This window comes from Rhizobium sp. P2_G2 (assembly GCF_056403555.1).
The window spans coordinates 46,943-59,598 of sequence record NZ_JBFUFF010000009.1 but is presented as its reverse complement, the minus strand read 5'-3'; the positions used below and the strand labels follow the sequence as shown (position 1 = coordinate 59,598).

8 protein-coding genes are annotated in these 12,656 nt (G+C 62.3%); 2 read left to right on the top strand and 6 right to left on the bottom strand.

What is annotated here, in order from left to right; all coding sequences use genetic code 11:
* Position 1: 1 nt before the first annotated feature.
* Entirely contained in the window at positions 2-736 is a 735-nt protein-coding gene (locus AC1D06_RS10115; RefSeq protein WP_477986105.1) for an SDR family oxidoreductase, read from the top strand.
* A gap of 89 nt (positions 737-825) precedes the next feature.
* Here AC1D06_RS10115 and AC1D06_RS10110 read toward each other — a convergent pair whose 3' ends face one another.
* Positions 826-2,424 carry a DHA2 family efflux MFS transporter permease subunit gene (locus tag AC1D06_RS10110; RefSeq protein WP_477986104.1) on the bottom strand — a complete coding sequence of 533 codons (1,599 nt, stop codon included), beginning with the start codon at positions 2,422-2,424 and terminating at the stop codon, positions 826-828.
* Positions 2,425-2,463: 39 nt separating this feature from the next.
* Positions 2,464-3,666 (bottom strand): HlyD family secretion protein, encoded by a 1,203-nt coding sequence (locus tag AC1D06_RS10105; RefSeq protein ID WP_477986103.1) that lies wholly within the window; start codon positions 3,664-3,666, stop codon positions 2,464-2,466.
* A 223-nt stretch (positions 3,667-3,889) separates the two neighbouring features.
* Between AC1D06_RS10105 and AC1D06_RS10100 the strand changes: the two genes are divergently transcribed.
* Positions 3,890-4,540 (top strand): TetR/AcrR family transcriptional regulator, encoded by a 651-nt coding sequence (locus AC1D06_RS10100; protein WP_477986102.1) that lies wholly within the window; start codon positions 3,890-3,892, stop codon positions 4,538-4,540.
* An 18-nt stretch (positions 4,541-4,558) separates the two neighbouring features.
* On the opposite strand, the gene AC1D06_RS10095 is transcribed toward AC1D06_RS10100, so the two are convergent.
* The 4 genes from AC1D06_RS10095 to AC1D06_RS10080 form a co-directional block, all read right to left on the bottom strand.
* Entirely contained in the window at positions 4,559-7,729 is a 3,171-nt protein-coding gene (locus AC1D06_RS10095) for an efflux RND transporter permease subunit (protein WP_477986101.1), read from the bottom strand.
* Positions 7,726-8,844 (bottom strand): efflux RND transporter periplasmic adaptor subunit, encoded by a 1,119-nt coding sequence (locus tag AC1D06_RS10090; protein WP_477882408.1) that lies wholly within the window; start codon positions 8,842-8,844, stop codon positions 7,726-7,728. Before AC1D06_RS10090 ends, AC1D06_RS10095 begins: the two co-directional genes overlap by 4 nt.
* 275 nt (positions 8,845-9,119) lie before the next feature.
* Positions 9,120-10,112, bottom strand: coding sequence for an ABC transporter permease (locus AC1D06_RS10085; protein WP_477986100.1), 993 nt, complete (start codon positions 10,110-10,112; stop codon positions 9,120-9,122).
* On the bottom strand, positions 10,109-12,550 hold the full coding sequence (locus tag AC1D06_RS10080; RefSeq protein ID WP_477986176.1) for an ATP-binding cassette domain-containing protein: 2,442 nt from the start codon (positions 12,548-12,550) through the stop codon (positions 10,109-10,111). Before AC1D06_RS10080 ends, AC1D06_RS10085 begins: the two co-directional genes overlap by 4 nt.
* Positions 12,551-12,656 lie beyond the last annotated feature (106 nt).

The following is a 12,656-nucleotide window of genomic DNA, read 5'->3' as shown; positions in this document are numbered from 1 at the left end:
CATGGACCTCGGGCTTGCCAAGAAGAATGCGCTGGTGATGGGCGGCTCGCGCGGCCTCGGCTTTGCCGTCGCGAGCGAGCTTGCAGCCGAAGGCGCCACTGTCGCCATCTGCGCCCGCGATGCCGAGAGGGTCACCTCCGCTGCCGCCAAGATCGGCGCCAGGGGCTATGCAGTCGACCTCTCCAAGCCGGGCGAAGCCGGCCGCGTCGTCGAGCAAAGCGTTGTGGACATGGGATCGCTGGACATCCTCGTGGTCAATACCGGCGGCCCGCCGCCCCGCAAATTCGGCGAGGCCAGCGAACAGGATTGGCGCGATGCTTTCGAGGGTCTGTGGATGAGCAGTGTCGGCGCGATCAGGGCGGCCCTGCCCTCGATGAGCGACAAGGGCTGGGGACGGATCATCGTCATCACCTCCGTCGCCGCGCGCGAGCCGATCGCCAATCTCGCTCTGTCGAACGGTTTTCGCGCCGGCCTGCATGGCCTCGTCAACACGATCAGCCGCGAATATGCGTCGAAGGGTGTGACGGTAAATGCCATCCTGCCCGGCTATACACTGACGGAGCGGCTGATCGAGGTCGGCGTCGACGAAGCCAAGATCTCCGCCCAGATCCCGGCCGGACGGCTCGGGACGCCCAGGGAATTCGCCGCCCTTGCTGGTTTCTTGGCGAGCGACCGGGCCAGCTATATCACCGGCCAGGCCATCGCCTGCGATGGCGGATTGTTGCATTCGATATAAGGGATGCGAGCAAAATAACGCCCGCGTCCCGATCAATTCGGAATGCGGGCGGATATCCCTTCTTCGCATTTGACACGCCGAGGCGCCACTCAATGCGCCCCTGCCCCGCCGCCGGCACCGGCTTTTCTGGTGAACAGCACCGTAATCGCGGCGAGCGCCAACAAAACCCCAATCACGGCGAATGTGTCGCCGAAGCCCAGGATCAACGCCTGGCGCTTGACGATGCGGCCGAGCGTCACGAACGCTTCGCTGGTTGCCTTGGCATGATCGGTGACGCCATGCGCCATGAAATAGGACGTCAACTGATCGATGCGGGTCTGGACTTCCGCACGGCCGGCGGTGATCGACTGGCCGATAATGTTCGAATGGAACTGCTCGCGCTTGGTCAGGATGGTGCCCAGCGACGCCGTGCCGACCGCACCGCCGAGGTTACGCAGCATGTTGCTCAGCCCCGAGGCCGCGGCAGCATCGGCCGGCGAAATCGCGGCGGTGGTGATCGCGGTGATCGGGGTCAGCACCAGGGCCTGGCCGATCGCCCGGACGATGTTCGGAATCCAGAACTGGTCTCCGCCATTGTCGGCTGACAGCGCGATGTTCATGAAACAGCTGAGCGCGAAAATGCTGATGCCGACAAAGGCAATATAGCGCGCATCGAACCGCTTCATCAGCATGGGAACCAGCGGAATCAGCAGCAGCTGCGGCAGGCCCGTCCAGGCCAGCACGCTGCCGATCTGCTCGGCATTATAGCGCTGCACCTGGCCGAGATATTGCGGCAGGATATAGACCGTTCCGAACAGCGCCACGCCGACCAGCACATTGACCACCACGCCGAGCCCGAAATTCCGTTCCGTCAGCAGGCTGAGCTTGACCAGCGGCTTCTTGACGCTGAGCTCGATCCAGATGAAAGCGGCAAGGAAAACAAAGGCGACGATGCTGAGTTTCAGGATGAATGGCGACGAGAACCAGTCGTCCTTGTTGCCTTCCTCGAGCACGGTCTGGAATGCCGCAAGACCGATCGACATGGTGACGATGCCGGCCCAGTCGCCTTCCCTGAGCAGGCCGAGCTTCATCGGCTGCTTGTCCAGGGTGGCAGCAAGCGCCAGGGTCATGATCGCGCTCGGGATGGTGTTGATGAAGAAAATGGTCTGCCAGCCATAATTTTCCGTCAGATAGCCGCCAATGGTCGGGCCGATCGCCGGTGCGAAGGTGACGGACAGCGCGAAAATGGCCAGCCCGATCGGCTGCTGCTGCTTGGGCAGCTTGGTCAGCACCATGGTGAAGGCCATCGGGATCAGCACGCCGCCGGCAAAGCCCTGTAATCCTCTCAAGAGGATCATCGTGTTGAGGTCGTGAGCGAAGGCACAGGCCATGGAAAACAGCGGAAACAGCACCGTGTTGATCAGCATGTAGCGGCGAAACGAAAAGACGCTGCTGAAATAGGCCGTCAGCGGAATGACGATGATCTCACCGATCAGATAGGAGGTGGAAATCCACGCCCCGTTGTCGACGCCGGTGCCGATGCCGCCTTCGATGTCCAGCAGCGAGGCATTGGTGATCTGGATGTTGAGGATCGCCATGAATGCGCCGATCATGCCGGCGAGGACGGCGATCCATTCCCTCGTTCCGGCTTTCGGAGTGGCCGAGGCGGGACGCACCTGGACATCAGCCGTGATTGCACTGTTCGACATGACTTGATCCTCCCCGACCACGGGTCAAAGGTTTCTGTCTTACGTTCTGGTATCGATGCTCGGCTCAACCGACATTCCGGGCCGCAACAGATCCGAGATCGCGGCATTGCGATCAAGGATGATCCTGACCGGGATGCGCTGTACGACCTTGGTGAAATTGCCGGTCGCGTTGTCCGGCGGCAGCAGCGCGAATTCCTGGCCGCTGGCCGGCGCAATGCTGTCGACATGGCCGTGATAGACTTGGCCGGGGAACATATCGACTTCGATATCGACGGCCTGTCCCGGCCGGACGTCGGTCAGTTGCGTTTCCTTGAAATTGGCGACGACATAGGCATCCTGCGTCGGCACGATGGTCATCAACTGCGTGCCGGCCTGGACATATTGGCCGGTACGCAGCGTCCGGTTGCCGACGACGCCGTCGATCGGCGCGATCACCTTCGAGTAGGAGAGGTTCAATTCCGCCTGATGCTGCAGGGCGTGGCTGCGCGACAACGCGGCTTGCGCCTGCGCGACTTCGGCCTGCAGCAGCACGACCTGCTTCCTGGCCGCCTCCAGCGAGGCGGTGTCTCTCGCAGTCGTGGCTCGGTTGGCGGCGAACGACGACGAAGCCAGTTCCGCCGTCTGCACGGGCGCGATCTTGTCTACCGCGAGCTTGGCATAGCGCTTGTCGTTCTGCTCGGCGAACTTTTCATTGGCACGGTCGATGTCAACCGACGCACTCGCGGCAGCGATGACCTGCTGCTGTGTGGCCAGCGATGCCTTCTTCGCTTCGACGGTCGCCTTTGCGGCAGCCACGTCGGCTTTGGCCTGTTCGAGCGCCGTGGCATAGTCGGCGTCATCGATGACGGCCACCACCTGCCCTGCCTTGACCCGCTGATTGTCGCCGACAAGCACTGTCTTCAGATAGCCGGACACCTTGGGTGCCACGGCGCTGCTATCTGCCTTGACATAGGCGTCATCGGTGGAGACGAAGAAGCGCCCGACGGTCCAGTATTGATGGACGAAATAGCCGGCGGCGGCGATGACCACAGCGGCCGTCGCCATCAGCAAGCCCTTCTTGAGCCAACCCCTGCCGCGCGGCTTGGCCGGCGACCTGGTTTCCGCCGCTGGTGCGGTCGGTGCGACCGGTTCAGTCGCCCGCAAAGTGGCGCCCGCGTCTGCGCTCGGAACAGCGACTTGCTTAGCCGGCTCCGGTGCCTTGGCGGAGATCTTGTCGTTCAGTGCGATGACATTCTGTTCCATTTCCTTCGCTCCTGTTGGCGGGCGATGCATCGACTTCCGGACCATCGTCGGCGTTAAAGAAAATTTCTATTTTCCAAAATAGGAGCATTTGCCCCGCAGTCAATGGGAATTTGGAAAATATTTATGTTCGTATTTATTTAAGCCGACAGCCGGCACCACAATTTAAGGAAAGTTGCAATTTTCCTAAATATGGTCTAGGGTAGATGAAACTGAGGAAACCGACATGGATATCCAATTAGAGCCAACCAAACGCTCGCGTGGGCGGCCGCAGGTGCGATGCGACGACGACACGAAATCGGTCATCATCGACGCCGCCAACGAACATTTCAAGAAAGACGGCTTCGCCGCGGCCAATATTACCGCCATCGCGCAAACAGCCGGTGTGTCGACCAAGACGCTCTACCGGCTGTTTCCGGCTAAGGGAGACCTGTTCTCAGAAGTCGTCGAACGCCAGATCGCCAGGTTTCTGGTCGGCATCGACGAACATAATCTGGAAGGCCTGACACCGCGTGAAGGCCTGGAAAGGCTGCTGATCGCCTATGGCCGTCTGACGCTCTCTCAAGATACGATCGCGATCATCCGCCTGGTGATGAGTGAATCCGCCAGATTTCCCGAGCTTGCGACAGTGTTTTACCATAGAGCCATCGTGCGCACCGCCCGAGCCATGGAACAGTGGCTTTCCACTCAACAAGACAAGAATGCCATCGCACTTGACGACGTCGCGATGGCGACCGGCATGCTGCGCGGCATGATGACCATGGAGCCGCAACGGGCCGTGATGCTCGGCCAACGCGGCGAGATATCGGACGACGAGATAATCGCCCGTGCCCGTGCATGCTGCAAGCTGTTCCTCGACGGCTGTGCTGTGAGGTAACAGTGCAGCCAGGAGCGATCACACCGGCTTCTCTGCCACCGTCTCCTCCGCCTCCATCGGCTCTTCCGACTTCCTGCGCCGCGCACGCAGCGTGACATAGAAGACCGGCGTCAGGAACAGGCCGAACAACGTCACGCCGAGCATGCCCGAAAACACCGCCGTGCCCAGCGCCTGGCGCATTTCGGCGCCTGGTCCGGTGGCGATCATCAGCGGCACGACGCCGAAGATGAAGGCAAACGCGGTCATCAGGATCGGCCGCAGGCGCAGCCGGCAGGCCTCGATCGCAGCTTCGACGGCACTCTCGCCCCTCTCCTGCGCCTGGCGGGCGAATTCGACAATCAGGATGGCGTTCTTTGCCGCGAGTCCGATCAGCACGATGAGGCCGATCTGGGTCAGGATATTGTTGTCCTGGCCACGCAGGTAGACGCCGATCAGCGCCGCTAGGATGGCGAGCGGCACGATCAGGATGATCGCCAGCGGCAGAACCCAGCTTTCATATTGCGCCGACAGCGCCAGGAACACGAACACCACGGACAGCGCAAAGATATAGACTGCCGTATTGCCGGTGTTCTTTTCCTGGAAGGCAAGCTCGGTCCACTCGAAGGTCGTGCCGGGCGGCTGCAATTCATGCGCCAGCGCCTCCATTTTCTCGATCGCGCTGCCGGTCGAAAAACCCGGCGCCGGATTGCCCTGCACCGGAACCGAGACATACATGTTGTAGTGCTGGACAAGCGATGGGCCGCTGATGTCGCGGATATCGACCAGCGTGCCGAGCGGCACAAGTGCGCCGGTGGCCGAGCGCACTTTCAGCGCCAATATGCTCTCGCGATCGTTGCGGAAGCGTTCGTCGGCCTGTGCGCGCACTTGATAAACATGCCCGAACGCATTGAAATCGTTGACGTAAGCCGTACCCAGATTGGTCGACAGCGTATCGAAGATATTCGGGATCGGCACGTTGAGCACGCGGGCCTTGTCACGGTCGATATCGAGGAAATATTGCGGGCTCGATGCCGAGAAGGTGGTGAACACGCCGGCCAGTCCCGGCGTCTGGTTGGCCTTGCCCATCAGCTGATAGGCGGTGGCCAGCACGCGGCTCATGTCGGAGCGCTCAAGGTCCATCAACTGTATCTTGAAGCCGCCGCCATTGCCGATGCCGGCGATTGCCGGCGGCGGGATGGCGATGATGAAGGCTTCCTGGATGCTTTGCAGCTTCATATAGAGCTGGCCGACAATGGCGCCTGCGCTCTCGCCCTTCTTCAGGCGCTCCTCGAATGAATCGAAGGGCGTGAAGATGACGCCCGAATTCGACGCATTGGTAAAAGTGGCGCCGCTGAAGCCGGCAAAAGCGACCGAATGCTTGACGCCCGGCACCGTGTTGATGATCTCGGTCGCTTTCTTGATCACCGCATCGGTCCTCGACAGCGACGCTCCGTCAGGCAATTGCACGACGACGATAGCGTAGCCCTGGTCCATGCTCGGCACGAAGCCGCGCGGCACATTCGCTCCCATGAAATAGGTCGCTGCCAGCAGGCCTGCGAAAACCAACAGCGATGCTGCGATCGCCGCCCCCGTCCCGATCATATGCCGGACGATCCAGGAATAGCCCGTGCTCAACCTGTCGAAGCCGTAGTTGAAGCCATCGGCCAAGCGTCTCAGTGGATTGCGGCTATGGTGTCCCTCCTCATGCGGCCGAAGCACGATAGCGGCGAGCGCCGGCGACAGCGTCAGCGAGTTGAACGCCGAGATGGCCGTGGCCACCGAGATCGTCACCGCGAACTGCCGGTAGAACTGGCCGGAAATGCCGGGAATGAAGGCCGTGGGCACGAAGACCGCAATCAGCACCAGCGAGATGGCGACGACCGCAACGCCGACTTCGTTCATCGTTACGTGTGCTGCTTCGCGCGGTGTCTTGCCGAGCGCCAGATTACGCTCGACATTCTCGACCACCACGATCGCATCGTCGACGACGATGCCGATTGCCAGCACCAGGCCGAACAGGGTCAGCATGTTGAGCGAAAAGCCGAAGGCGAGCAGGAAGGCGAAGGTACCGATCAGCGATACCGGGATCGCGACGATCGGAATGATCGCCGTGCGCCAGGATTGCAGGAAGATCAGCACGACGATGGCGACCAGGATCGCTGCCTCGCCGATGGTCTTGTAGACCTCGCTGATCGATTCCGCGATGAATTCGGTCGGGTTATAGATGATGTCGTAGGTAAGTCCCGGCGGGAAATCCTTGGAAATATCCGCTATGGTCTTCTTGATATCGGCCGCGGCGGCCAGCGCATTGGTGCCGGGCCGGGCAAATATGCCGAGCGCCACCGCCGGCTTGCCGTCGAGATAGCTGTTGGTCACATAGTCCTTGGCGCCCAATTCGACGCGCGCGACATCCTGCAACTGCACCAGTCGCCCATTGCCGCTCGCCTTGACCACCACATAGCGGAATTGCCGCGCATCGGTGAAGCGCCCTTGCGTCGTCACCGTATATTGGAACGCGTTGTAGTCTGTTGTCGGCGGTGCGCCGATCAGGCCGCCCGAGACCTGCACATTCTGGTCGCGCAGCGCCTGCACGACGTCGGACGCCGTCATGCCATAGGCCGACAGTTTCTCCGGATCAAGCCAGATGCGCAGGGAATATTCACGTTCGCCGAAYAGCACCACGTCGCCGACGCCATCCAGGCGAACGAGGCGGTCGCGGATGCGGCTGCGGGCATAGTTGGAAACGTAGAGCTGGTCATAGCGCAGATTGGGCGACAGGATGTGGATCACCATCATCAGGTCGGGCGAGCTCTTGGCAGTGGTGATGCCGATACGCCGCACATCCTCAGGCAGCCGCGGTTCGGCGATCGAGACGCGATTCTGCACCAGCACCTGCGCCTTGTCGAGATCGGTGCCGAGCTTGAAGGTCACCGTCAGCGCCATCGATCCGTCGGCGGTCGAATAGGAGGACATGTAGAGCATGTCCTCGACGCCGTTGATCTCCTGCTCCAGCGGCGTCGCCACGGTATTGGCGATCGTCTCGGCGTCGGCGCCCGGATAGGCGGTGCGAATGACGATGGTCGGCGGTGCGATCTCAGGATATTGGGCCACCGGCAGCTGGAAATAGGCAAGCCCGCCGACGATCAGCAGCACGAAGGACAGCACCGATGCGAAGATCGGCCTGTCGATGAAGAAATGGGCGAACCTCATTGGGCAAGCTCCATGCTTGCCGCCTCCGGCGGGATATCGTCGCGCTGCTTCGGCAGCTCGATCATCTGCGGCGTCACCTTGGCGCCGGGCCGGGCGCGCATCAGGCCATTGACGATGATGGTCTCCGTGCCATCCAGGCCCTCGCGCACGACGCGGTAGCCATAGAGACGCGGGCCGGGCCGGATCGGCTTGGTCGAGACCGTGCCGTCAGCGGCGACCACATAGACGACGCGCTCATTCTGGTCCGAGCCGATCGCCTCATCGGGAACGAGCACGGCCTTGTAGGTATTGGAGGCCTGGACCTGAATGCGGCCGAACAGGCCAGGCTGCAGGATAAGCTTCGGGTTGTCGAAACGGGCGCGCAGCCGCATCGTGCCCGTTTCCTTGTCGATCCGGTTCTCGGCGAAATCCAGCTTGCCCGCGAATGGCTTGGCGGTGCGGTCGGCGATCGTGACGAGAACATCGACGCCACCGCCGCCGAGCTGGATATCGTCGCCCTTGCCGCGCGCCGTGTTGGCGAAATTGAGCAAACGCCGCTCGTCGACATCGAAATAGAAATCGATCGGGTCGAGCGTCACGATCGTCGTCAGGATCGATTGGTCGGCCTGGATGAGATTGCCGACCGAGATCAGCTTCCTGTCGATGCGGCCGCTGATCGGCGCGGTGATCTTGGTATATTCGAGGTCGAGCGCGGCGCGATCCGCCGTCGCCTGTGCGGCGCGGACATTGGCCTGGGAGGAGAGCAATTCACGCCGGCGATCCTCAAGTGTCGAGATCGACTGGGCGGCACTGTTGGACAGACCCTCGGCACGCTTGTATTGCGCCTCGGCATAAGTCTCGCTGGCCTTGGCTGCATCGAGCTGCGCCTTGGCCTGATCGAGCGCGATGGTAAACGGCCGCTGGTCGATGACGAACAGCAGATCGCCCTTCTTGACCAGTGATCCATCGGTGAAATGCACTTCCTGCAAATAGCCGCCGACGCGCGCCCTGACGGCCACTTCGTCCACCGCGTCGAAGCGGCCAACGAACTCGTCATTGTCAACGACGTCGCGCACGACCGGCTTGGCGACAGTCACCGGCGGCGGGCCTTGCTGCGCCGAAGCAGGCACAGCCATCAGACAAAAAAGCAGCGGAAAAAGTAAATTATAGGCCGAAAACAGACACTTGCGCATTCCCATACCCCCACGTGTGAGATCAGGCCGTCGGCAATCAAATCCAGCGCGTAGAACATGCAAGCCTTGAAGGAAAATTACAAGTGGGCATGTTGCGGTGCGGGATTGTCATCACAGAGGACGGCTATCAGCGCCTCGCCTTTGGCGACGGATCACGCAAAAATGGCAGATTGATACCAAGCGGACAAAAGGTCTTGCGCTTTAGCCGCGTAGTCGCTTCAACCGGCCTTCTGCACGTTCGCCGGAGCTGCACGCCGGCGGCCCGCTTCTCTGCCGGCAAGCGCCAGCACCAGAATGACAACCACGCCCTGCACCATGTCCTGCGCGCCCGGCGGCAGGCCCAGAATCTGCATCAGCGTCACGATCAGGATCAGCAGGATGGAGGCGAACAGGGTGCCGAGCGCCGTCGCCGAGCCGCCGAAGATCAGCGTGCCGCCCAGGACGACCGCGGCGACGGATTGCAGCAGATAGGGCTGCCCCATTTCGAGGAACGCGCCGCCGACATAGGCGCCGAGCAGCAGTCCGGTGAAGGATGCGATCAGCGCCGAAATGACGAAGGCCGAGGTAATGATCCGCCCCGAGCGTACGCCGGCCAGCCGCGCCGCATCGCGGCTTTGTCCGACAGCCGAGAGTTTGCGGCCAAATGCGGTGTATTTGAGGATGTAAGCCGTGACGCATACCGCCACGAAAGCAATCATCGACATGATCGGGAAGCCGGCGATGCGGGTGCCGGCAATATATTTGAGCGCCGGGCTGACGGCAAAGCCCGGGATCGCCTGATTGGCTTTCAGCGTCGCCGTCGCCAGGATATAGCCTGTGGCGAGCGTGGCGATGATGGCCGGAATACGCAGCATGACCACGAAAAAGGCATTGAACAAGCCGATCGCCAGGCCGAGCACAGCGGCAGCCGCTAGGCCCAGCCACAGGTTGGCGTCATCGCCGTGGATGACGATCAGCGCCACATAGGCATTCAGCGTCAGCACCGAGGCGATCGAGAGATCGATATTGCCGCGCCCGGTCGTCACCACGAACATCTGCCCCAGACCGATCAGTGTCAGGAAGGCGGCGGAGAGGATGATGCCCGACAGGTTGGACAGGCTGAAACGGCTGGTGACGAAGGACAGGATCAGCCAGAGAATGACGACAGCCGCGGCCGACCAGATCCAGCGGTTCTGCTGCGCCCAGCCGCCAAAGTCGGAAAAGCCCTTCATGCCTTGCTCCTTCTCTCAGCCACAAGGCTCCGGAACGCGAGCAGCGCGATCAGCAGCAGACCCTGCGTTGCGGCATTGTAGTCGCTGGAGACGTTGAGCACGCCGAGCAGCGCGCCGATCAGCGACAATGTGATCGCGCCGGCCACGACGCCGGCTGGCGAGATGATGCCGCCGATCAGGCTCGATCCGCCCATCACCACGGCTGCGACGCTGAGCAGCGTATAGGAATTGCCGGAATTGATGTCGCTCGCGGTGTTGATCGCCGTCAGCGACATGCCCGCCACGCCGGCGAACAGGCCGGAGATCAGGTAGCGGATCAGCGCGTAACGCACCGGCTTCCAGCCCGACTTGACCATGGCGCCGGGATTGGCGCCGAAGCCGCGCAGGGTGACTCCGAGCGGCGTCCGGTCGATGAACATGGCGATCACGGCCACGATGAGAATGAGGATGATCGATGTCGGTAGGCTGCCGATCGACCAGCCGACCGCCTGCGTGAGCCAGTCGGGGCTGGCGCCGCCGGGCGTCGGCTGTAGCGAATAGCCGATGCCGATCCAGATGAAGGACGCACCCAGCGTGACGACGATCGCCGGGATTTTTCGGGCCTCGATCAGCACGCCCAGTCCTGCATAGGCGATCAGAGCCGCGACAATCGCCAGCGCGCCATAAAGTGGCTGGTCATAGAGCAGCGTCGCACTCAGTACGCTGATCAGCCCGGTAAACGCGCCGACACCGAGATCGATCTCGCTGCCGCCGATGACGAACATCTGCGCCACCGCCACCAGCACCAGCGACAAAGCCGGCATCAGCAGCAGGTCGAGCCCGAAGACCGAGGTGACGGCCGGATTGACGAAGGCCATGATGGCGAAGACGACCGCGAGGCTGACAAAAGGCGCGGCGTTGACCGCCCAGCGGCCCAGGCGCCCCGCTCTTTCCGCCCTGGCATTGTCGCCGGCCTCCTGCTTGCCCTGATGGGCAAAGGAGGCCGCGACGATTGCCGCCTCGGTAATGTTCTCGCCGACCAGTTCATCGACGATCCTGCCGCCGGAGAATAYCAGCACGCGATCGGCGGTCAGCAGTTCGGCATCTTCGGTCGAGAGCCAGACGAGCGTGCGGCCCGCGGCGGCGATCGTGTTGCAGATACGATAAAAGTCTTGCTTGGTGGCAATGTCGACGCCACGCGTCGGGTCATCGAGAAGGATGATCGGCGCATCGGCGACCAGCACTCGCACCACCAGAGCCTTCTGCTGGTTGCCGCCCGAGAGTTCGAGAATGTTGGACGGCAGCCGGCTTTCCGCCAGCCGCAGTTCCGCCGCCGGATCGAGCGCTGCGCGCCGCTCCGCCTCGTCGGAGACACGGGCCAGCGGCTGGCGCGCGGCGATGCGGCCGATCGAAATATTGCCGAGTACGTTCCACAGCGGAAAGATGCCTTCCTTGGCGCGGTCGCCGGCAATGAAGCTCGCCCCGACGGTACGGCTGATATCATGGCCATGCGGGGCGAAAATGGCGTGCAGCACTTCCTTCTGGCCGCTGCCTTCGAGACCGGCAAGGCCGATGATCTCGCCTGCCCGGATCTCGACATCGCGGCCGAGCGGCTCGGTGAGCGCGCCGGAAAGGCGGATGACGGCCCTGCCGGATGCGGCAGCCCGGCGCTCGCCGGTTGCGCGGATGGCCTCGACATTGCCGCCCATCAGTTGCACGAGCTTTTCGATTGAGGCATCGGCGGCCTCGCCTGTCCAGGCAAGCGCGCCGTTGCGCAGCACCACGACGCGCGTGGCGATATCGATCACCTCTTGCAGCTTGTGCGAAATGAAGATGATGGCGGTGCCTGCCGCCGATTGCTTGCGGATATAGGCGCGAAGCTGGCGCGAACGCTCCTGGTCAAGCGACGAGGTCGGCTCGTCGAGCACGACCAGGCGAACGCCTGATGTCGCCGCCGCGCGGGCGATCTCGACCATCTGCCGCTCGCCGATGGTCAGGTGGCCGACTTCGGCATTGGGATCGATGGACGAATTTTCAAAGACGTTTGCCAGCATCTTGCCGGCCTGCAGGCGATAGCGCCCGCGCCAGCCCGGCAGGCCGGTGTTTTCAGGGGTTTCGAGATAGAAATTCTCCGCGACCGAGAGATTGCCGCAAAGCGACAGTTCCTGGTGCACCATGCGCACGCCATGTTTCTGCGCGTCCGCGGGGCCATAGGCAGAGGTGTCGATCGGCCGACCATCGAAGGCAATCTCGCCGGAATCGGGACGCACCGCACCGCAGAGGATCTTCATCAGCGTCGACTTGCCGGCGCCATTGCCGCCGATCAGGCCGATGACCTCGCCGGGCCGGATGGTCAGGTCGATGCCGGCATTGGCAAGCGTCGGCCCGTAGGCCTTGACGATCGCCTTGAGCGACACGATCGGCGCACGTTCGCTGAGATCGGGTTGACGCTCGATCATGACTGCGCCGGTGCTTTCATCGTTGTGGTTCAAGGTCAGGATATCCGCCATCGCCCTTTCTCGTCCAGCGCAGAGCCGGCAGGTGAACAGGTGCTGGAAATGCCGA

Coding starts and splice junctions, on each gene's coding strand:
- AC1D06_RS10115 (WP_477986105.1), top strand. CDS start 2: ATGGACCTCGGGCTTGCCAAGAAGAATGCGCTGGTGATGGGCGGCTCG.
- AC1D06_RS10110 (WP_477986104.1), bottom strand. CDS start 2,424: ATGTCGAACAGTGCAATCACGGCTGATGTCCAGGTGCGTCCCGCCTCG.
- AC1D06_RS10105 (WP_477986103.1), bottom strand. CDS start 3,666: ATGGAACAGAATGTCATCGCACTGAACGACAAGATCTCCGCCAAGGCA.
- AC1D06_RS10100 (WP_477986102.1), top strand. CDS start 3,890: ATGGATATCCAATTAGAGCCAACCAAACGCTCGCGTGGGCGGCCGCAG.
- AC1D06_RS10090 (WP_477882408.1), bottom strand. CDS start 8,844: ATGGCTGTGCCTGCTTCGGCGCAGCAAGGCCCGCCGCCGGTGACTGTC.
- AC1D06_RS10085 (WP_477986100.1), bottom strand. CDS start 10,112: ATGAAGGGCTTTTCCGACTTTGGCGGCTGGGCGCAGCAGAACCGCTGG.